Below are 20,428 nucleotides of genomic sequence, written 5' to 3'. Positions count from 1 at the left end.
CCTCCTCAGAAGGCCGGTTGGGTGGCGCGGGGCCGCTGGATCAGGACGATGCCTGCCAGCAGGATCAGGGCGGGGATGAAGAACAGTTCCTTGGGCAGGCGCTCGTTCTCGATCTCGACCTTGCTGACCACCACGGGAGTGTCGCCGTAGAAGTCGTACTCGATGCCGATGGCCTCGAAATGCGGCGTGCCGGGGAAGGGTTCCTCGAGCTTCAGCTGGCCATCTTCTTCGAGGATGCTGAGGCCCTGTTCCGAAAGGGCGGCGGTGCCGTCGCCCTCGACGCCGGGGACCGAGATGGTGATGGGCCGGATCTCGCCATTGTCGAAATCCGGGCCTTCGATGGTCAGGCGCATGTCCTGTCCGGTCTCCGCGCTGTCCATGAGGGCATAGATCTCGGTCCCGGTGGCCGTCTGGTAGGGTTCGGAGATCTGGTCGAGGAAGAAGCCGGGACGGAAGAGCATGAAGGCGATGAACAAGAGCACCGCGCTTTCCCATTTTCGGGACTTTGCGATGAAATAGCCTTGGGTCGCGGCCGCGAACAAGAGCATGGCGATGAGCGATATGCAGAAGACCATGACCGCCTTGGCAAAGCCCACGTCGATCAGCAGCAGATCGGTGTTGAATATGAAGAGGAATGGCAGGAGCGCCGTGCGGATGTCATAGCCGAAGCCCTGGATACCCGTCTTGATCGGGTCGCCGCGGGAAATCGCGGCGGCGGCATAGGCGGCAAGGCCGACGGGTGGCGTGTCGTCGGCGAGGATGCCGAAGTAGAAGACGAACATGTGCACCGCGATCAGCGGCACGATCAGGCCGGCCTGTGCGCCCACGGACACGATGACCGGGGCCATCAGCGAGGAGACCACGATGTAGTTGGCGGTGGTGGGCAGGCCCATGCCGAGGATCAGCGACAGGACGGCCACGAGGAACAGCAGGATCATGAGGTTCCCGCCCGAGATGACCTCGATCACCTGACCGATGACCTGATGCGCGCCGGTCAGGGAGATCGTGCCGACGATGATGCCGGCGGCGCCGGTGGCGACGCCGATGCCGATCATGTTGCGCGCGCCCAGGATCAGACCGTCGATGAAATCGCGCCAGCCGTGCCAGGTTTCATTTCCCGGGCTTTCGCCGCGGAACATCGCCTTGAGCGGCCGGTGCGTCAGCGCGATGATGACCATGAAGAACGTCGCCCAGAACGCAGAAAGCGCGGGCGACAGACGGTCGAGCGTGTCGGTGCGCACCATCAGATTCCACACCAGGATGAAGATCGGGATGGCGAAATAGAGCCCGCCGATGAGTGTCGGCGTCAGACGCGGCGCCTCGGGCGGGCCATCTTCGTCCTTGTCCATCTTCAGGTCGGGATACCGCGCGGCGATGGCCACGAGCACGACATAGAGCACGGCCACGAGCGCCACGGCGGCATAGACCGAGTTGCCCGTGATCGGCTCGAGAATGCCGCGCAGGCCGATCATCAGGAAGGTGCAGAGACCGAGGAAGATGAAGCCCGACAGGAAAAGGATCAGGATCATCAGCACGCCGATGCGGCGGCCGGGTTTTTCCAACCCTTTGAGGCCCATCTTCAGGCTTTCGAGGTGCACGATGTAAAGCAGGGCGATGTAGGAGATCACAGCCGGAAGGAAGGCGTGCTTGACCACGTCGATATAGGGAATGTTAACGTATTCGACCATCAGGAAGGCCGCAGCCCCCATGACGGGCGGTGTCAGCTGGCCGTTGGTCGACGAGGCCACCTCGACCGCGCCTGCCTTTTCTGCCGGAAAGCCGATCCGCTTCATCAGGGGGATGGTGAAGGTGCCTGTGGTGACGGTGTTGGCGATGGAGGAGCCCGAGATCATCCCGGTCATCATCGACGACAGCACAGACGCCTTGGCCGGGCCGCCGCGCAGGGCGCCCAGAAGCGCGATGGCCACCTTGATGAACCAGTTGCCGCCGCCGGCACGGTCCAGCAGGGCGCCGAACAGAACGAAAAGGAAGATCATCGTGGTCGAGACGCCGAGGGCCACGCCGAACACCCCTTCGGTCTGCATCCAGTAGTGCCCCAGGGACTTGGACAGCGATGAGCCGCCGTAATTGGTGATGTTGCGCGCCCATTCCGAGTAGCCTCCGAAGAAGGCGAACAAAATGAAACAGCACGCGATGATCACCAGCGGCAGGCCGAGAGAGCGGTAGACCGAGACCAGTAGCACGAGCATCCCGATGGCGGACATGGTGATGTCGGTGGCGTTCCACAGACCGGGACGGTCGGCGATTTCGAACCGGAAGACGACGAGATAAAGACAGGCCGACACGCCCAGGATCACCAGCGCCCAGTCATAGAGCGGAATGCGGTCGCGGGGCGAGGATTTGAACAGCGGGAAGGCGAGGGTCGCCAGCATGATGGCAAAGGCCAGGTGCACGAAGCGGGCCTGTGCGACGATATTGGCGAAGATGGACATGCCCGTGGCCTGGGCCAGTATGCCCGGCACGCGTGAGGCGATGTAGAGCTGGAAGAGGGACCACGCGATACAGGTGCCGATGATCAGCTTTGTCTGCCACGCCGCGGCCGGGTTGCGGGCGCCGGTATCGGCCTCGGCCAACATGTCGTCGGCGGAACGGGTGTTTTCGGTCTGGTCGCTCACTGTCATGCCCCCTGAAGCAAGTATGTGTATGATGGTGTGAGGGGCGCCCCGCGCGGGGCGCCCCTCGAAGCCCGGGGGCTTATTCCATCAGGCCCAGTTCCTTGTAGGCCTTTTCCGCACCGGGGTGCAGCGGGGCCGACAGGGCGTCCTGAACCATCTCGGAAGGCTCGAGGTTGGCGAAGGCCGGGTGCAGCTGGCGGAAGTCGTCGATGTTTTCCATGACCGCCTTGGCCAGAACGTAGACCGTGTCTTCCGACACGTCGGCGGAGGTCACGAGGGTCGCGCCCACGCCGAACGTGGTGATGTCCTCGTCGTTGCCGGCATACATGCCGCCCGGAACGGTGGCGGTGCGGTAGTAGGGGTTTTCGTCGATCAGCTTGTCGATGACATCGCCGGTGACGTTCACGAGCGTGACGTCACAGGTGGTCGCCGCTTCCTGAATGGCGGCGGCCGGGTGACCCACGACGTAGACCATGGCGTCGATGTTGCCGTCGCAGAGTTGTTGCGACATCTCCGAGCCCTTGTACTCGGTCGCCAGCGCGAAATCGTCCATGGTCATGCCGTATTCGGCCATCAACACCTCGGTCGTGGCGCGCAGGCCCGAGCCGGCGTTGCCCACGTTGAAGCGCTTGCCCTTGAGGTCCTCGAAGCTTTCGATGCCGGCGTCGGACCGGGCGATCAGCGTGAAGGGTTCGGGGTGAACCGAGAAAACGGAACGGATTTCGGGAAACGGATTGTCCGAGAAGGACGAGGTGCCGTTATAGGCATGGTACTGCCAGTCGGACTGTGCGACGCCGAATTCCAGCTCGCCGGCCTTGATCGTGTTGATGTTGTAGACCGAGCCGCCGGTGGATTCCACGGCGCAGCGGATGCCGTGATCCTTGCGGGACTTGTTGACGAGACGGCAGATCGCGCCGCCGGTGGGATAGTAGACGCCCGTCACGCCACCTGTGCCGATGGAAATGAATTCCTGCGCCGAGGCGGGGGCGGAAATGGCTATTCCTGCGGCGGCAAGGGCGCCGAGAAGGTAGTTTTTCATGGTGTTCTCCCTTAGTTGCGAACATCATCTCGAGATGAGTCGATGGGGTCAGTAGAGACAGAACTGGCCAAGCTTGCAAGACCGTCGGGCTACAAATTAACAAATTCAAGATGTTAGCGACATGAGCCACGTGTTTCACCGCAACAGCCGCGCCGATATTCCGACCGTATCGCGGGGCGAGGGCGCCTATCTTTACGACCAGTCCGGCAAGGCCTATCTGGACGGATCGGGTGGCGCGGCGGTGTCCTGCCTGGGGCATGGCGACGCGCATGTGACCGATGCGATCAAGGCGCAACTGGACCGGATCGCGTTTGCCCATACCGGGTTTCTGACGTCTGAGCCGGCAGAGACGCTCGCCGGCCGTCTGGTGGCGGTGGCGCCGGGCGGGCTGAAGCGCGTCTATTTCGTGTCGGGCGGATCAGAGGCGATGGAAGCGGCGCTGAAGCTGGCGCGACAGTATTTCATCGAGGCCGGACAGCCCCAGCGCAGCCGGGTGATCGCGCGGCGTCAAAGCTATCACGGCAACACGCTGGGCGCGCTGGCGACCGGCGGCAATGCGTGGCGGCGCGCGCCGTTCGCGCCGCTGCTGATGGACGTGAGCCACGTGTCGCCCTGCTATGCCTACCGGGGGATGCAGGAAGGCGAGACGGCGCAGGGCTATCTCGCCCGGCTGGTGGCCGAGTTGGAGGCCGAGATCGAACGGCACGGACCCGAGACGATCATGGCTTTCGTGGCCGAACCCGTGGTCGGGGCGACACTGGGCGCGGTGCCGCCCATCGCGGGATATTTCCACGCTGTCCGAGAGCTTTGCGACCGGCACGGCATCCTTCTGATCCTCGACGAGGTGATGTGCGGGATGGGGCGGATCGGCACGCTGTTCGCATGCGAGCAGGACGGGATCGCGCCGGATATCTGCGCCATCGCCAAGGGGTTGGGGGCCGGGTATCAGCCCATTGGCGCGATGCTGTGCACCGGTACGATCCACGATACGATCGCGGAAGGGTCCGGGTTCTTCCAGCATGGGCACACCTATCTGGGGCATCCCACCGCCTGCGCGGCGGCGGGGGCGGTGTTGGACCGTTTGCTGGACGACGGCCTGGCAGCGCGTGTGGCGCCGCTGGGGGAGGCATTGAGGGCGCGGCTTGTCGATAGGTTCGGGCAGCATCCGCATGTGGGCGACATTCGCGGGCGCGGGCTGTTCCAGGGGATCGAATTCGTCGAGGACCGACAGAGCAAGGCGCCGTTCGACCCGGCCCGCAAGCTGCACGCCAGGATCAAGGCGGCGGCGTTCGAGGCGGGGCTGATCTGTTACCCGATGGGTGGCACCGTCGATGGGCAACGCGGGGATCACGTGTTGCTGGCGCCCCCGTTCATCCTGACCGAAGATCAGCTGGACGAGTTGGTGGACAAGCTGGGGCAGGCGGTGGACAGCGCGCTGGCCTGAGCGATGGGCCTATTCGGCGGCGGCTTTCAGGCTGGACATCAGCCGGTGGAATTTTTCGCCCTGGACGGTGACATGCTGGCGCAACAGGTTGCCGGCCTGATCCCCGTCTCCGGCCTCGATGGCGGCGAGGATCGCATCGTGTTCAGCCACCGATTGCGCCATCCGTCCGCGCCAGCGCAATTGCAGGCGGCGAAAGGGGCGCAGTCGGCGCTGAAGCCGCAGGCATTCCTGTTCGAGAAACGCGTTGCCGGTCTGGGCATAGAGCGTGGCGTGGAAAAGATCGTTCTGATCGTAGTTGCCATCGGCGTCCTGCGCCTCGGTCGCGGCGCGGCATCGCTCGTTTATGGTGCGCAATTCGGACAGGGCCGTGTCGGAAATGCGTGACGCGGCCAGCCGGGCGCAGACCGCTTCCAGTTCGGCCATGACCTCGAACATCTCGATCAGTTCGACCGGCCCGGGCTGGCGCACGAAGACCCCGCGACGCGGCAGCTGTTCCACCAGGCCGGACAGTATAAGCCTTTGAAGTGCCTCTCTTATCGGCGTTCTGGAGACGTTGAAACGCTCCGCCAGCTGTACCTCGTCCAGACGATCACCATCGTCGAAGGTTCCATCGAGAATCAACTCCTCGATGGCATCCGCGATGAGATCTGCGCGCTTGCGTTCCATTACAATCCGCTAGCATACCGCTGTCTAGAGCGCAAGAAATCCGTTCTTGTATACAAAAAAATTGACTGGTGACACAATCTCGTTAGGTTGCAGGGCAGTCCGAACACGAATCAGGACATTTTGGGAGGAACATATGAAACTGAATTTCACAGCCGCAGTCGCGGCAGCAGCCCTTTTCGCAGGCAGCCTGACGGCAAGCGCCGAGGAGCTGCGCCTGTCGCACCAGTGGTCCACCAGTGACGTGCGTCACAAGGTGGCGCAGATGGTCGCCGACGAGGTCGCGGCGGCGGATGTCGATCTGGATATCCAGATTTTCCCGTCGCAATCGCTGTTCAAGGCACGCGAGCAATACAAGCCGCTGTCGCGCGGGCAGGTCGACATGATCGTCTTTCCGTTGTCCTATGCGGGCGGTCTGCGCAACGCCTACAACCTGACCCTGATGCCGGGGCTGGTGAAGAACCACGATCATGCCGCGCGCCTGAACGAATCCGAGTTCATGGGCGATATCGAATCCATCATGGCCGAAGATGACATCATGGTGCTGGTCCACGGCTACCTGGCCGGCGGTTTCGCGGGCAAGGAGAAGTGCATCACCGCGCCGGAGGACGTGGAAGGCCTGCAGACCCGTGCGGCGGGCAAGGCGTTCGAGCAGATGCTGGCGGGCGCCGGTGCGTCGATCGCTTCGATGAGCTCGGCCGAGATCTACAACGCCATGCAGACGGGCGTTCTGGATGCCGCGAACACCTCGTCCTCGTCCTTTGTCAGCTACCGCATCTACGAGCAGGTGTCGTGCTTTACCCCGGCGGGCGACTATGCGCTGTGGTTCATGTACCAGCCGCTTCTGATGAACAAGTCCAAGTTCGAAGGCCTGAGCGAGGAACAGCAGACCGCGCTGATGGAGGCCGCCGAGAAGGCCGAGGCGTTCTACCTGGAAGAAGCCAAGAGCCAGGACGGCAATGCGCGTGACGTCTTTGCCGACAACGGTGTCGAGATCGCCGAGATGAGCCAGGAAGAGTTCGACGCGTGGCGCCAGATCGCGCAGGAGACCGCCTACAAGGCATTCCTCGAAGGCTCGCCCGAGGGTCAGGAACTGCTGGACAAGGCGCTGGCCGTCGAGTGATCCGCTGAACCATTCGTCGGGTCCGGCATGCCGCCGGGCCCGACGCCGCGTACCATTTCCACTTTTTCAACGGAGGCCGAGCGATGTCCGGATCCGCCCATGCCACAGCGGCCGCCCGCCACGGTGGCAACCCCGTCCTGCGCGTCATCGGCTGGATCAGCCAAATCTGCGGCGTCGTCGCCGCGCTGATGATCGTCGCGTCCGTCCTGATCGTCTGCCAGATGATCTTCATCCGGTTCGTGCTGAACCAGTCGACGATCTGGCACACCGAGGGCGTGACGTACCTGATGATCGGGGCGACGATGCTGGGCCTGCCTTACGTGCAGTTCGTGCGTGGCCACGTGAACGTGGACCTGCTGCCGATCATGCTGCCGAACAAGGCGCGGCGGGTGCTGGCCGGGATCGTCATGGCGCTGACCCTGGCCGTGATCGGCATGATGGTCTGGCACGGGTATCATTTCTGGCACGAGGCCTGGGACTGGGGGGAGACGTCGAACACGCCCTGGAACCCCAAGCTTTGGGTGCCGTACCTCGCGCTGCCGCTGGGCTTCGGCCTCTATGCGCTGCAACTGGTGGCTGACCTTTTCGCGATGACCACGGGCATCGACAAGCCCTTCGGGCTGGAGGACGTCTGATGGATCCGCTTGCACTGGGTGGCCTGGTCGCCATCATCACCATCGTCGTCCTGTTTTCGGGCATCTCGGTGGCCGCGGGCCTGCTGGTCGTGTCGGCGGGGTTCCTGATCATCTTCGACGGGATGAGTTCGCTGTCGCTTATGCCGGAAATCTTCTTCGGCAAGCTGGACAATTTCGCGCTGCTGTCGATTCCGATGTTCATCATCATGGGTGCCTCCATCGCCTCGACCCGCGCGGGTGCCGACCTTTACGAGGCGCTGGAACGCTGGCTGACCCGCGTGCCAGGGGGGCTTGTGGTGTCGAACCTGGGCGCTTGCGCGCTCTTCGCCGCGATGTCCGGTTCCAGCCCGGCCACCTGTGCGGCCATCGGCAAGATGGGCATCCCCGAGATGCGCAAGCGGGGCTATCCCGATGGCGTCGCCGCGGGCTCCATCGCGGCGGGCGGGACGCTGGGGATTCTCATTCCGCCGTCGGTCACGATGATCGTCTACGGCATCGCGACCGAGACCTCGATTGGCCGCCTGTTTCTGGCGGGCGTGTTCCCCGGCCTGCTGCTGGTGGGGTTGTTCATGGCATGGTCGCTTTACTCGACGTGGAAGTCGGGCAATGCGAGCGTACTGTCTGCGGGCAGCTATACCTGGAAGGAACGGGTGGAGATCCTGCCACGGGTGCTGCCGTTCCTGTTCATCATCCTGGGCGTGCTTTATGCCATGTATGGCGGTATCGCGACGCCGTCGGAAACGGCCGCGGTGGGGGCGCTGATGTGCATGCTGATCGCCATGATCATCTATCGCTTATGGGACCCGCGCCAGATCTGGACGGTGTTGCGGGACAGCACGCGGGAAAGCGTGATGATCCTGTTCATCATCGCAGCCGCGGGTGTCTTTTCCTACATGCTGTCGTCGCTTTTCATCACGCAGTCCATCGCGGAATGGATCGGCACGCTGGATGTGAACCGCTGGGTGCTGATGGGCGCGATCAACGTCTTTCTGCTGATCGCGGGCTTCTTCCTGCCGCCGGTCGCGGTTATCCTGATGGCGGCGCCGATCCTCCTGCCGATCATCACCACCGCCGGGTTCGACCCGATCTGGTTCGCCGTGGTGCTGACGATCAACATGGAAATCGGGCTGATCTCGCCGCCCGTGGGGCTGAACCTATACGTGATCAACGGCATCGCGCCGGACATCTCGCTGAAGACGATCCTCATGGGGTCGTTGCCCTTCGTGGCCTGCATGGTGATCGCGATCGTCCTGCTGTGCCTTTTTCCGGGCATCGCCACGTGGTTGCCCGATATGGTGATGGGAGCGGAGCTATGACCTTGCTTGCCGACCTACTGTCTACAGTGTTCGAGCGCCGTTACGGTGCTTCGCGGGGCCTGCCTCGGGATGACCGACCGATCGAGGACCTGACGGCGGACCTGATCGGGGCCACGGGCGAGGTTTCGGGACAGGCCGTGGCGCGGCAGATCCTGGAACGCTACGAGACCTGGGACGATCCCGCGAAGCTGGCGTTTTTCCGGCACCTCGCACAGGATATGGTGATCAACCCCGAGGTCGTACGCGACGCGCTGGACGCGTATGAGCGCGGGCAGTCCAAGGCCACTTATCGCGCCTTCCTGAACGCGTCCGAGTCGCCCCGGCAGGAGTTGATCCGGCGGATGAACCAGGTCCCGGGCGCGACCAAGCGGCTGGTCGGGATGCGGACCGACCTGTTGCGGCTGGGACAGGACGATGACGGTTTGCAGGCACTGGACCTGGATTTCCGGCATCTCTTTGCCAGCTGGTTCAACCGCGGGTTCCTGGTGCTGCGCCCGATCAGTTGGGAAAGCCCGGCGCATATTCTCGAGAAGATCATCGCTTACGAGGCGGTGCACGCCATCGACAGCTGGGAAGATCTGCGGCGCAGGCTGGAGCCCGCCGACCGCCGCTGTTTCGCGTTCTTTCACCCGGCCATGCCGGACGAGCCGTTGATCTTTGTCGAGGTGGCGCTGACCAAGGGTATTCCCGGGTCGATCCAGGACGTTCTGGCCGAGGCACGCGACCAGATCGACGCTGACCGGGCCGATACCGCCGTGTTCTACTCGATCTCGAATTGCCAGTCGGGGCTGGCGCAGATTTCCTTTGGCAATTCGCTGATCAAGCAGGTGGCGTCGGATCTGTCGCTGGAAAACCCGGCTTTGCGGAATTTCGTGACGCTGTCGCCGATCCCCGGCCTGACACGGTGGATGACGAGCGTGGATATCAACCCCGAGGCGCAACAGCCCGACGCGCTGTGCGAGTACGCCGCCTATTACCTGACGCAGGCCAAGCGCGGCGACGGTTTGCCGCTCGATCCGGTTGCACGATTTCATTTGGGCAACGGGGCCCAGGTGCACAAGGTCCATGCCGGTGCGGACGTGTCGGACAACGGATTGAAGCAATCGGCGGGCGTGATGGTGAACTACCTTTACGATCTGGCCAAGGTGTCGCAGAACCACGAGCGGTTCGCGGCGGAGCAACGCGTGGCCACGTCGAGCGAAATCAAGACACAGGCCGCCGCGGCGGCGAAAACCGTGCCGGAGGAGGGAGCAGCATGACCAACCCGCTTTTTGACGCCCTGTTCGGAGATCACATCGGCAAGGACACAATCTTCCTTCATCTGCCCGATGGGGACACTCTGACCCACGACGGGTTCCTGAAGCTGACGGCGCGATATGCCAATGCCTTTGCCGCGCAGGGGCTGACCCCCGGAGACCGGGTTGCGGCGCAGGTCGAGAAATCGCATGACGCGCTGGCGGTCTATGCGGCCTGCGTGCAGGCCGGGCTGGTCTTTCTGCCGCTGAATACCGGCTACACGGTCGACGAACTGAGTTATTTCATCGAGGACAGCGGCGCGTCGATGGTGATTTGCAAGGGCGACCGACGCGAGGCGCTGACGCCCATCGCCGCGAAGCACCGCGCGCAGATCGAAACGCTGGAGGACGATGGCACCGGGAGCTTGCCGGACAAGGCAGGCGAACAGGCGGACAGTTTCAAGACGGTAAAGCGGACCGAGGACGATCTTGCCGCCTTGCTTTACACCTCGGGCACCACGGGACGCTCGAAGGGCGCGATGCTGAGCCAGGGCAATCTTTTGTCGAACGCGCAGACGCTGGCCGAGCACTGGCGGTTTACCTCGGACGATGTCCTGCTGCACGCGTTGCCGATCTTTCACACCCATGGCCTTTTCGTGGCGACCAACATCACGCTGGTTGCCGGCGGGTCGATGATTTTCCTGCCGAAATTCGACCTCGATACGGTGATCGAGCTATTGCCGAAGGCCACGTCGATGATGGGCGTGCCGACCTTCTATACCCGTCTTCTGGACGATCCGCGTTTCGACAAGGACCTTGTGGCGCATGTGCGGCTTTTCGTGTCGGGCAGCGCGCCGCTGCTGGCCGAGACGCATACAAGGTTCGAACAGCGGACCGGGCACCGCATCCTGGAACGCTATGGCATGACCGAGACGAACATGAACACCTCGAACCCCTATGACGGGGAACGGCGCGCCGGCACCGTCGGCTTTCCCTTGCCCCGGGTGGAGTTGAAGATCACCGATCCCGAAACCGGCGAGGAGGTGCCGCAGGGCGAGGTTGGCCAGATCGAGGTGCGCGGACCGAATGTTTTCCAGGGCTACTGGCAGATGCCCGAAAAGACCGCCGCCGAACTGCGCGAGAACGGGTTTTTCATTACCGGCGACCTCGGGATTATCGACGACAGGGGGTATGTCCAGATCGTCGGGCGCAACAAGGATCTGATCATCTCGGGCGGGTACAACATCTATCCCAAGGAGATCGAGCTGGTGCTGGACGAACAGCCCGGCGTGCTGGAAAGCGCGGTCATTGGCGTGCCGCACGCGGACTTTGGCGAGACGGTCGTGGGCGTTCTGGTGCCCGAAGCGAATGCGGAACCGGATCTTGAGGCGATTGCCGAGGCCACGTCACAGGCGCTTGCGCGGTTCAAGCATCCCCGAAAGCTGATCATCCGCGACGAGCTGCCGCGCAATTCCATGGGCAAGGTCCAGAAGAACCTGTTGCGGGACGAATTCAAGGATCTGTTCACCCCCGCCTGAGAGCTCAGTCCAGACCGGCAGCGTGCAAAAGCTCGGGAAGCTTTTTCCTGACCTTGAAGTACCCTGCGGTGGCGTGGGGCCAGACGATTGCGTCCCAGTCGCGGCGCCATTCGCAGAGCGTGACGCCTGCATTGTCCAGTGCCGGCTGCGCCGCGTTAAGCCAATCGCGTAGCGGGCCTTCGGGCACGTAAGGCGTGGCAATCTGGCGGGCGCCTGCGCGTGTCGCCCAGCGGGCAAGTTCGGCCGGATCGTTTGCTTGCAGGTTCTCGGCCTTTCGCGTGATGCGCTGCGCGGTGTCGGCCAGGGCGGCGGCCTCGAACTCGACGACTTTTCCGCCCACGGGCCGGGGTGAGCGCAGGGCGCTGGCCGCAAGGGTGGCCTTGGCGCGAATATCGAGGTCGCCGAGCGCGAAGTCGTCGGGGCGGCAGTCTTCTTCCGTGATCAGAAGGGCGGTCGGAACGCCCGCATCCGGTGCGACTGGCGTGCGCAGCGGTTGAAGCTCGGGCAGACCGTCCGGCTCATGGTTTTCCAGCCCTTCGGTCACGTCGGCAAGGTCGGCGGCATCGGGTGAAAAGCGATGGTCGGTGAACTTGGCGATATTCCAGGCTTCGGCGGCATAGAACTTGCCGCGCGTGTGCAGGCCGGCGACCCAACGCCAGCTGAGCGTGTTGGAAGCGGGATCGCCATCGAGCAGGTGGCGATAGAAGAATTCCGCCCCCAGCCGCCAGGGCAGGCGCAGCGTGAAGATCCAGATCGAGGCGAACCACATGCGGGCGTGATTGTGCAGGTAGCCGGTGTCGGTCAGTTCCCGCGCCCAGGCGTTCATGCAGTCGAGATCGGTCTGGCCCGCTTCGGCACGCTCGACCGCGCGGCGCAGGTCTGCGTAGTGGTCCAGTTGCGCCAGATCGGCGCGAAGACCGTCGCGGTAGCTCCGCCAGACCTGCGGCCGACGCTCCAGCCATCCTTTGAAATAGCTGCGCCACAGAACCTCCTGCAGGAACTTTTCGCCGTTCTCGGGGCCGTGCGCGCGCAGCACCGCCGCGATCAGAGCAGGCTCGGTGATCATGCGGCGGCGAAGGTAGGGCGAAAGGCGCGAGACGGCGTCGTGTCGCCCGGGGCCTTTGTCGACATTCCTGTTGTGGGCATACTGCGTGCCAAGCTGCGGCAGAACCCGCGCCAGATGTGCCTCGGCCGCGTCGCGGGTCGGGGTCGGCCAATCCGGTGCCAGGGTTTCGGCCGTGGTTTCGTCGGTCATCGCATCCCTTTTCTGCAGGTCGGGCGGAGAGATAATGCGACCGTCGGCAATGTCTACAATCTGCGGGTCAGGCCAGGCGCCGCAAGGCGCCGCGCAGGGCGCGGGCCTGCAATGGCTCGGCGAGCCTTGGGGTTGCGTCGTATCCCATGCGCTCCATCGCCGGGCCTTCCTGAGGGTGCGGAGTGGCGGTGAGGCCCGCCCATATCCGCGACAGGAGTGCCCGTTTGTCGGACTGTATCTGGCTCAGGTCCGCGAGGGCATTGAGCAACAGCTGCTCGATATCGGTGAAATCGGTGCCGAGCGGATAGTCCGGCAGAAGGCCCTCGCGGTAGGGGGCAAGCCATGTCGCGATGGTTTCCGGTGTATTGCTGGCGTGCGCGGGCGGAACCGTCCAGTCGGGATCGAGTTTTCCGGCCTTTTTGGCTGACCCGGCAAGGTCCTGCTGAAAGCGGCTGTCGGCGATGCAGATCAGGCGCTTGATGACCTCTTCGTCCGGCAAACCGCGCAGGAAGGCCGCGCCGTATTCGGTGACCACCACATCGCGCATGTGGCGGGGAACGGTGGTGACGGGCAGTTGCCAGACGATGTTCGAGCCAAGGTCGCCGCCGCTTTGTCGCGTGGCGGGCAGGGTCAGGACCGCATGGGCGTCCTCCAGCGCGAAGGCCTGTTCGAAGAAGTTGAACTGGCCGCCGACCCCGCTGACCACCTGACCCGGTTTCGCGGAATCGGACATCGCGTCGCCCAGCAGGCTGACCTGCATGGCACCATTGACGAAGCGGGCGTCGCGACGGTCGTCCCGCTTGATGGGCTCGTCGCCATAGAGCGCATTGGTGAAACTGACCGGCATCATTCGGATCCTGGCGCGGCGGTCGGGCGGCAAGGCACGGAGGCGCTGGTACATGTCGCGCGCGTCCACGAAGAAACCGGCGTGGACCACGGCGCCGTCATGTGCTTCGCGGCGCAATATGTCGGCCTCGAACAGCGCCACGAGACCGCCCACGAGCATTTCTGTCACGGCATAAAGACCGGTGCGGAAGGGGCCTTCCTCGGCCCCCTGCAGCGGAAGCGGGGCGGTGCGCCAAAGATCGTGCAGCGCGGCGCGGTCGCGGGCAATCAGCGCGTTTGCCACCGCGTCGCCGATCGCGCCGATGCCGATCTGCAGGGTGCCGCCATCGGGGACAAGCCGCGAGACATGCAGCGCGATGGCGTGCTGCGCATCGGCCACGGGACGACGCGGGACGGAGAAAAGATCGACCTGGCGGGGTGGCTCCAGCACCATGGCGACATCGCGCGCCTCTATCTCGGCGGGTCCGTCCATGTAGGGCAGGGCATCGTTCAGTTCGGCCACGGCTAGGAAATCCATCTCGCCGGCGCTGCGCCGCGCAAAGAGATCGGCGGAAATGTCGGTGTTGCTGGACATGCTGAAATGCGCGCCGTCGCGCGGCATCAACTGAGCGAGCACGTTCGGCCTTTGCGAAATCAGAACGTCGCGGGCATGGGTGTAGTTGGCCGAGATATACTGCCGTTGGGCATAGTCGTTGCCGAGCCAGCTTGCGGCCTGAAAGAAGAACTCGGATACCTCGATGTTGTCGGGCAGGTCGCCGCACTTGATGAGATCGACATAGGTCAAGGAGGGCGCGGTGCCGAAGAGGCGGTCCATCGCGGGGTCGAGAAACCGTTTCTCCAGCTCCGAGGATGGGTCGGGGCGTTGCAGGCTCAGCGCCGTGAATATCTTCAGGGAAAGCGCCGGGTCGTCCACAGCCGCCCGCACCAGCGCGTTGACGATCGTGATCGGCTTGCCCAGACCAAGCGGCAGGGCAAGGCGTATTTCGCCGCCGTTGGCCTTGTAGATTGCCCGCGCCATCGCGTCGGCGTCGGTATAGACCTCTGGCTTTTCAGCCAAGGTCGGACCAGCCGGGATCGGGGGTGAAGCGCGGGCCGTGCGTGGCTTCCAGCTCTGCCAGGCGTTGCTTGATCTCCGAGATGCCGCGGGTTTTGGCGTAGTGCATCGGACCACCGCGGAACGGGGCCCAGCCGGTGGCAAAGATCAGGGCGGCATCAACCTGGTCGGCATCCTTTGCCACGTCTTTCCGCAGAACCTCCACGCAGGCGTTCAGCATGGGAAGGATCAGGCGGTCGGTCAGATCTTCGGGCGCGTCGTTCATGTCCGCGTCGGGACGGGGCGTGCCGTCGGACCAGTCGTAGAAACCTTGGCCGGTTTTCTTGCCGAGATCGCCCTTGTCGACACGGGCGCGCAGATCGTCACTGATCGGCGGCATGGAGGTATCCAGGCTGCCTTGAAGGCTTTCGGCCACGTGAAGGCCGATGTCCAGACCCACCTGATCGGCCAGCGCGACCGGACCCATGGGCATGCCGAAGCGGATGGCGGCGGTGTCGATCACTTCTTTCGAAACTCCTTCGTCCATCAGGACCATCGCCTCGAGCATGTAGGGCACGAGGGCGCGGTTGACGACGAAGCCCGGATAGTCGCTGACCAAGGCGGGCAGTTTGCCTGTGGCACCGCAGAACGCGGCTAGGCGGTTGGCGGTCTTTTCGTTGGTCGCGCTTCCCTTCACCACCTCCACGAGATCGATTTTCGAAACCGGGTTGAAGTAGTGCAGCCCGGCGAAGCGAGACTTGGCCGGTGCGGCGCCTGCAAGATCGTCGACCGACAGGCTGGACGTGTTGGTGGCGAGGATCGCGTCCTTCTTCAAAGCGCCTTTCAGTCCCTTGAAGATCTTTTCCTTTATCTCCTGCTCTTCGCTGGCGGCTTCGATCACGAGGTCGGCGTGGGCGAGCCCGTATCCGTGCGGGTCGGGCATGAGGCGGTCCAGCGCGTCGCGGGTTTCCGTGCTGCTGAGGTGTTTGGCCTCGCAGATTTTTGCCGCCGTCCTGATGGCCTTGCCCAGCGGATCTGTTTCGATATCGCCCAAGGTCACGGTCTTGCCCTTGATGGCGGCAATCGCGGCGATCTCGGCCCCCATTGCGCCCGCGCCGATGACGTGGACATGGGCGATGCCGTCCTCGCCGCGCCCGGCATCCTTCAGCGATTGCTGAAGGAAGAAAACCCGCCGCAGGTTCTTCGATGTCTCGGTGTCGAGCAGTTTTGCGAAACTGTCTATCTCGGCCTGCTGCATCGCGTCGCGGTCATCGCCGTGTTCTTCCCAGAGGTCGATCAGGGCGTGCGGCGCAGGATAGTGTTCCTTCGGGGCTTTCTCCTCGGTCTTGCTTCGCATCTGGCGGGCTGCAAGACTGCGGGCCTGGTCGAAGGAAAAGGCGCGGGACTTAAGACCGGGCGATTGGCGCTCGATCTTGCCATTCCTTGCCGCGCTCACGGCAGCGGCGACGTGGCGTTCCTCGACGATGGCGTCGGCGATGCCCTGCGACTTGGCGCGCTTGGTATGCGCGGTCTTGCCGGTCAACATCATGGTCATGGCGTCCGTTGGGTCGATCAGCGCGGGCAGGCGGAACGTGCCGCCAAGACCGGGATGCAACCCAAGCTGAACTTCGGGGAAGCCGAAGGAGGCACCGGGCGTGGCGATGCGGTAATCGCAGGCCAGCGCCAGTTCGAAACCGGCCCCCAGCGCCGCGCCGTGGACCACGCAGATCGTGGGGCAGGGGAGCGCCTCGATCCGGTCCAGAACGTCATGCGCCTGTTTCAGCAGGGCGGCGGCGCCCTGGTCGGTCATGGATTCGAAGCCCGAGATATCGGCACCGGCGGCGAAGCCTGCCGGTTTCGCCGAACGTATCACGAGCGCGGCGGGCTTGTCGGCCTCGGCGGCGGCAATGTGATCGTCAAGCTCCCGGATCACGTCTTCGGAGACGGTGTTGACGCTGCTGCCGGTCTTGTCAAGGACAAGCCAGAGGATGTTGCTGGCATCCCGGCCGGTGCGCCAGTTGCCTTGAGCCTCTCCGACCGGGCCCAGTTCCAGCTTCGTCTCGCCCAGGAATTTCAGGACAGGTCCGGTCATTGCACAGCCTCCAGCAGCATCGCGCCGCCAAGGCCGCCGCCGATGCATTCCGTTGCGATGCCGCGTTTCGCACCGCGGGTTTTCATCGCGTTGGCAAGATGCAGGACGATGCGGTTGCCACTGGTGCCGACCGGGTGGCCCAACGAAATCGCCCCGCCATCGACATTGAGCTGGTCGCGGTCGATGCGTCCGAACGCGCCGTCGAGGCCCAGAACGTTGCGGCAGAAGTCATCGTCATTCCAGGCGGCAAGGCAGGACAGGACCTGCGCCGCGAAGGCCTCGTTCAATTCCCACAGGTCGATATCCGCGATGCCGAACCCGTGACGCTTTACGATGGGCGTGGAGGACATGACCGGCCCCAGCCCCATGATCGACGGATCGAGCCCGGCCCATTCGCTGTCGGTAATCTCGGCCAGCGGTTCCAGACCGTGGGCGTCTACCGCTTTTTCGGACGCGAGGATGCACCAGCTTGCTCCGTCGGTGATCTGACTGGAATTGCCGGCCGTCACTTTCCCGTAAGGTGGCTCGAAGACGGGTTTTGGCTTGGCCAACCCTTCCATGTCGCTGTCGGGTCGGACGCCATTGTCGTGGTCGTAGACAGTTCCGTCGCGCGCGAAGGCGGGCATCAGTTCGCCGTCCAGCCGGCCTTCCTTGTGAGCGGCGGCAAGGCGATGATGGCTTTGCATTGCGTAGGCGTCGGCGGTTTCCCGGTCGATATTGAAGTGATGCGCCAGAACCTCGGCGGTCTGGCCCATGCTGAGCGTCGTGATCGGATCGGTCAGGCCGCGCTCCAGCCCGACGACGGGCTTGAAGAATTCGGGCTTCAGTCCGGCCAGGTTCTTGGCCTGGTCCAGCGGGCCCTTGGCGGTGCTCATCCGTCCGAACCAGTCCACGGCAGACTGGCGCAAGGTCAGGGGCGCGTGGCTGAGTGCCTCGGCGCCGCCGGCGAGGATCATCTGGTGACTGCCCTCACGTATGTAGCGATAGGCCGTGTCGATGCTCTGCATCCCGGAGCCGCAGTTGATCTGCATCGTAAAGGCAACGGTCGTTTCAGGCAGGCCAAGCCGGAGGCCGGCAACGCGGGCCGGATTCATCTCGTCCGCGATCACGTTGACGCAACCCAGTATCACGAGGTCCAACGCCGCCCGGTCAAACGGCTGCCGGGCCAGCAGCGGCCGGCCGCATTGCACGGCGAGGTCGACCGGGGTGAACGGCCCGGGGCCGGCCTGGGCCTTGAGGAAAGGCGTGCGTGCACCGTCGACCAGAAAGACACGATTTCTTCCGTCAGTCTTTGTCATTCCGCGGCCTCGCGGTGGCTGCTGTCGCTTGAGTGCGGTGCGGGAAAGAGCGCGGCGAAATCTTCGGCTGCGTAGTCATCGACGGCCACCACCTCGTCCACCAACCGGGTCATCTCCTTGATGTCCGCCATTTCGGCATCGCTGAGAATTCCGGCTTCCAAAGCCTCCTCGGGCGTCTTTTTCGCGTCGCGCAGGCGTTTCATGACGGGCGCCATTTCCGTGACCTTGGCGTAGCATTCATTGAGAACCTGCACGCCGTCGCGATTGCAGCCATCGGCGATGCGGCCGACGATGCGATCGCGTGCCTCGGACGGATCGTAGAGCAGGTCGCTACATTGCGCGACCAGCCTGTCGTCAGGTTTGCGCTGTGCGATGCCGGGCAGGGTGAAGAACCGCAGAAGGGCAGCGGCCCACCGGGCCGGCAGGTTCGCGATGACCTCGTCCAGTGCTGTCTGGATGTTGTGAAAGGCGTCGGCGGCGACATAGCGCAGCACGGGCAGATCGGCTTTCTGGCGGCCTTCGTCCTCCCAGCGTTTGAGGGCGGCCGAGAGGATGTACATCTCGGACAGGATATCGCCCATGCGGCCCGAGATCATTTCCTTGCGCTTGAGTGCGCCGCCCAACGACAGGAACAGCATGTCGGCGGTCAGCGCATAGGCGGCAGACCAGCGCGACAGTTGCTTGTAGATGTCCGTGGCGTCGCCTGCGGCCGGTGCAGGCGCAAAGCGCCCGCCGGTCAGGGCGCGGCCCCAGCTGCGGAAGAGTGTGCGCGTGCTGTGGCCAACATGCGCCCAAAGCGATTTGTCGAACATCTCCAGCGCCTTGTCGGGGTCGTCTTCCTCGAGCGCCATCATATTGTCAAGCATGTGCGGATGCGCCCGGATCGAGCCCTGGCCAAAGATGATCAGGCTGCGGGTGACGATGTTGGCGCCTTCGACCGTGATGCCGATCGGCACGGCACGGTAGAGCGGCAAAAGGTAATTCGACGGTCCGTCGATCACCGCCTTGCCGGAATGGACATCCATCGCATCGTTCAGCGCCTCGCGCATTCGGAAGGTCGCGTGGGCTTTCATGATCGCCGAGATCACCGACAGCGCGCGGCCCTCGTCGAGCCCGGCGCAGGTCAGATGCCGCGCGGCATCCATCGCGTAGGCGTCCGCCGCAAGCCGGCCCAGACGGGCCTGCACGCCGCCGAACTTGCCGATTGGCAGGTTGAACTGCTGGCGGATGCGGGCATAGGCGCCGGTTGTGTGCGCCGACAGGGCTATGGCGGCGCAACCCATGGACGGCAGCGAGATGCCACGCCCGGCAGCCAGTGCGCTCATCAGCATCATCCAACCTTCGCCGGCATACTCCTGACCGCCGATGATGTTGTCGAGCGGGATGAACACATTTTTGCCGGTGGTCGGTCCGTTCATGAACATCGTGGACGACGGGATGTGGCGACGGCCGGTTTCGACACCCTCGAGGTCTGTTGGGACAAGCGCGCAAGTGATACCGATATCGGGGTTGTCGCCCAAGAGGCCATCGGGGTCGCGCAGCTTGAACGCCAGACCCAGGACGGTGCAGACAGGCGACAGGGTGATGTAGCGCTTGGCCCAGTTGAGGCGGATGCCCAGCACCTCCTCGCCTTTCCATTGGCCCTTGCACACGACACCATCGTCGATCATGGCACCTGCGTCGGACCCGGCCTCGGCGCTGGTAAGACCGAAGGCCGGCAATTCGCGCCCGTCCGCGAGGCGCGGCAGCCAGTAGTCCTTTTGTTCGTCGGTGCCGAACTGATGCAACAGCTCGCCCGGGCCAAGCGAGTTGGGCACCATGACGGTCACAGCGGCGGCGACCGAACGTGTCGAGATGTAGCGGACGATTTCGGAATGGGCGAAAGCGGAAAATTCTAGTCCGCCATGCTTTTTCGGGATGATCATGCCGAAAAACTTGTTCTCGCGCAAAAACTGCCAGACCTCGGGGGTAAGGTCGCCGGTTTCGTGGTTGATCTTCCAGTCGTCGATCATCGCGCACAGGTCCTGCACGGGACCATCGAAAAACGCCTGTTCTTCCTCGGACAGCTTCGGCGATTTGACGTTGCGCAGCTTCGACCAGTCGGGGTTTCCCGAGAAAAGTTCCGCCTCCCACCACACTTCGCCAGCGTTCAGCGCCTCGCTTTCAGTCTTTGACAAGCCGGGCAGAACGCCCTTGGCCCACTTGAAGATGGGTTTGGTGATCGCGCGCGCGCGGAAGCTGGACATGCGGGAACTCCTTTAGGGCGCAACGCCTC

The 20,428-nt window shown here is 63.8% G+C and carries 14 protein-coding genes; 6 read left to right on the top strand and 8 right to left on the bottom strand.

Going from position 1 to position 20,428, the window contains the following annotated elements:
- Window positions 1–5: 5 nt before the first annotated feature.
- A complete protein-coding gene (locus tag ACQY4V_RS14290; RefSeq protein ID WP_428512747.1) occupies window positions 6–2,642 on the bottom strand; it encodes a TRAP transporter permease in 2,637 nt (878 codons plus the stop codon).
- Between the two features lie 73 nt (window positions 2,643–2,715).
- Window positions 2,716–3,675: a TAXI family TRAP transporter solute-binding subunit gene (locus tag ACQY4V_RS14285; protein ID WP_428512745.1), complete on the bottom strand. Its 960-nt coding sequence runs from the start codon at window positions 3,673–3,675 to the stop codon at window positions 2,716–2,718.
- 121 nt (window positions 3,676–3,796) lie between these two features.
- Here ACQY4V_RS14285 and ACQY4V_RS14280 point away from each other — a divergent pair, with 121 nt between their 5' ends.
- Window positions 3,797–5,119: an aspartate aminotransferase family protein gene (locus ACQY4V_RS14280; protein WP_428512743.1), complete on the top strand. Its 1,323-nt coding sequence runs from the start codon at window positions 3,797–3,799 to the stop codon at window positions 5,117–5,119.
- 9 nt (window positions 5,120–5,128) lie between these two features.
- Here the strand turns inward: ACQY4V_RS14280 and ACQY4V_RS14275 are convergent, their stop codons facing one another.
- The gene (locus tag ACQY4V_RS14275; RefSeq protein ID WP_420556950.1) at window positions 5,129–5,785 is read right to left on the bottom strand and encodes a GntR family transcriptional regulator; all 657 of its coding nucleotides are present in this window, start codon (window positions 5,783–5,785) and stop codon (window positions 5,129–5,131) included.
- 133 nt (window positions 5,786–5,918) lie between these two features.
- Between ACQY4V_RS14275 and dctP the strand changes: the two genes are divergently transcribed.
- From dctP to ACQY4V_RS14250, 5 genes are all read left to right on the top strand, one after another.
- Window positions 5,919–6,905 (top strand): TRAP transporter substrate-binding protein DctP, encoded by a 987-nt coding sequence (dctP, locus tag ACQY4V_RS14270; RefSeq protein WP_428512740.1) that lies wholly within the window; start codon window positions 5,919–5,921, stop codon window positions 6,903–6,905.
- Between the two features lie 83 nt (window positions 6,906–6,988).
- On the top strand, window positions 6,989–7,540 hold the full coding sequence (locus ACQY4V_RS14265) for a TRAP transporter small permease subunit (protein ID WP_428512738.1): 552 nt from the start codon (window positions 6,989–6,991) through the stop codon (window positions 7,538–7,540).
- Window positions 7,540–8,856, top strand: a complete 1,317-nt coding sequence (locus tag ACQY4V_RS14260; RefSeq protein ID WP_428512736.1) for a TRAP transporter large permease — start codon at window positions 7,540–7,542, stop codon at window positions 8,854–8,856. The genes ACQY4V_RS14265 and ACQY4V_RS14260 overlap by 1 nt, the downstream gene beginning before the upstream one ends.
- Complete coding sequence (locus ACQY4V_RS14255; RefSeq protein ID WP_428512734.1) at window positions 8,853–10,115, top strand: malonyl-CoA decarboxylase; 1,263 nt, start codon at window positions 8,853–8,855, stop codon at window positions 10,113–10,115. The genes ACQY4V_RS14260 and ACQY4V_RS14255 overlap by 4 nt, the downstream gene beginning before the upstream one ends.
- The gene (locus ACQY4V_RS14250; protein WP_428512732.1) at window positions 10,112–11,629 is read left to right on the top strand and encodes a malonate--CoA ligase; all 1,518 of its coding nucleotides are present in this window, start codon (window positions 10,112–10,114) and stop codon (window positions 11,627–11,629) included. Before ACQY4V_RS14255 ends, ACQY4V_RS14250 begins: the two co-directional genes overlap by 4 nt.
- A 4-nt stretch (window positions 11,630–11,633) precedes the next feature.
- Here ACQY4V_RS14250 and ACQY4V_RS14245 read toward each other — a convergent pair whose 3' ends face one another.
- The 5 genes from ACQY4V_RS14245 to ACQY4V_RS14225 all read right to left on the bottom strand — a co-directional run bounded on the left by ACQY4V_RS14245 (window position 11,634) and on the right by ACQY4V_RS14225 (window position 20,399).
- Window positions 11,634–12,884, bottom strand: coding sequence for an FAD-binding domain-containing protein (locus tag ACQY4V_RS14245; protein ID WP_428512730.1), 1,251 nt, complete (start codon window positions 12,882–12,884; stop codon window positions 11,634–11,636).
- 67 nt (window positions 12,885–12,951) lie between these two features.
- Entirely contained in the window at window positions 12,952–14,787 is a 1,836-nt protein-coding gene (locus tag ACQY4V_RS14240; protein WP_428512728.1) for an acetyl-CoA hydrolase/transferase C-terminal domain-containing protein, read from the bottom strand.
- Window positions 14,780–16,855, bottom strand: coding sequence for a 3-hydroxyacyl-CoA dehydrogenase NAD-binding domain-containing protein (locus tag ACQY4V_RS14235; protein WP_428512726.1), 2,076 nt, complete (start codon window positions 16,853–16,855; stop codon window positions 14,780–14,782). Before ACQY4V_RS14235 ends, ACQY4V_RS14240 begins: the two co-directional genes overlap by 8 nt.
- Window positions 16,852–18,153 carry an acetyl-CoA C-acetyltransferase gene (locus tag ACQY4V_RS14230; RefSeq protein ID WP_428512724.1) on the bottom strand — a complete coding sequence of 434 codons (1,302 nt, stop codon included), beginning with the start codon at window positions 18,151–18,153 and terminating at the stop codon, window positions 16,852–16,854. Before ACQY4V_RS14230 ends, ACQY4V_RS14235 begins: the two co-directional genes overlap by 4 nt.
- Window positions 18,150–20,399 carry an acyl-CoA dehydrogenase gene (locus tag ACQY4V_RS14225; RefSeq protein WP_428512722.1) on the bottom strand — a complete coding sequence of 750 codons (2,250 nt, stop codon included), beginning with the start codon at window positions 20,397–20,399 and terminating at the stop codon, window positions 18,150–18,152. The genes ACQY4V_RS14230 and ACQY4V_RS14225 overlap by 4 nt, the downstream gene beginning before the upstream one ends.
- Window positions 20,400–20,428: the final 29 nt, after the last annotated feature.

This window comes from Roseovarius sp. (genome assembly GCF_965277045.1).
In the GTDB taxonomy this organism is placed as follows: Bacteria; Pseudomonadota; Alphaproteobacteria; order Rhodobacterales; family Rhodobacteraceae; genus Roseovarius.
Note: the sequence above shows the minus strand (reverse complement) of the source record. Positions and strands in the feature narration are given on the sequence as shown.

What these genes read in the sequence shown, in the direction of transcription:
- ACQY4V_RS14290 (WP_428512747.1), bottom strand. Translation starts at nt 2,642, where the DNA reads ATGACAGTGAGCGACCAGACCGAAAACACCCGTTCCGCCGACGACATG.
- ACQY4V_RS14260 (WP_428512736.1), top strand. Translation starts at nt 7,540, where the DNA reads ATGGATCCGCTTGCACTGGGTGGCCTGGTCGCCATCATCACCATCGTC.
- ACQY4V_RS14250 (WP_428512732.1), top strand. Translation starts at nt 10,112, where the DNA reads ATGACCAACCCGCTTTTTGACGCCCTGTTCGGAGATCACATCGGCAAG.
- dctP (WP_428512740.1), top strand. Translation starts at nt 5,919, where the DNA reads ATGAAACTGAATTTCACAGCCGCAGTCGCGGCAGCAGCCCTTTTCGCA.
- ACQY4V_RS14230 (WP_428512724.1), bottom strand. Translation starts at nt 18,153, where the DNA reads ATGACAAAGACTGACGGAAGAAATCGTGTCTTTCTGGTCGACGGTGCA.
- ACQY4V_RS14245 (WP_428512730.1), bottom strand. Translation starts at nt 12,884, where the DNA reads ATGACCGACGAAACCACGGCCGAAACCCTGGCACCGGATTGGCCGACC.
- ACQY4V_RS14280 (WP_428512743.1), top strand. Translation starts at nt 3,797, where the DNA reads ATGAGCCACGTGTTTCACCGCAACAGCCGCGCCGATATTCCGACCGTA.
- ACQY4V_RS14275 (WP_420556950.1), bottom strand. Translation starts at nt 5,785, where the DNA reads ATGGAACGCAAGCGCGCAGATCTCATCGCGGATGCCATCGAGGAGTTG.
- ACQY4V_RS14225 (WP_428512722.1), bottom strand. Translation starts at nt 20,399, where the DNA reads ATGTCCAGCTTCCGCGCGCGCGCGATCACCAAACCCATCTTCAAGTGG.
- ACQY4V_RS14285 (WP_428512745.1), bottom strand. Translation starts at nt 3,675, where the DNA reads ATGAAAAACTACCTTCTCGGCGCCCTTGCCGCCGCAGGAATAGCCATT.
- ACQY4V_RS14265 (WP_428512738.1), top strand. Translation starts at nt 6,989, where the DNA reads ATGTCCGGATCCGCCCATGCCACAGCGGCCGCCCGCCACGGTGGCAAC.
- ACQY4V_RS14255 (WP_428512734.1), top strand. Translation starts at nt 8,853, where the DNA reads ATGACCTTGCTTGCCGACCTACTGTCTACAGTGTTCGAGCGCCGTTAC.
- ACQY4V_RS14235 (WP_428512726.1), bottom strand. Translation starts at nt 16,855, where the DNA reads ATGACCGGACCTGTCCTGAAATTCCTGGGCGAGACGAAGCTGGAACTG.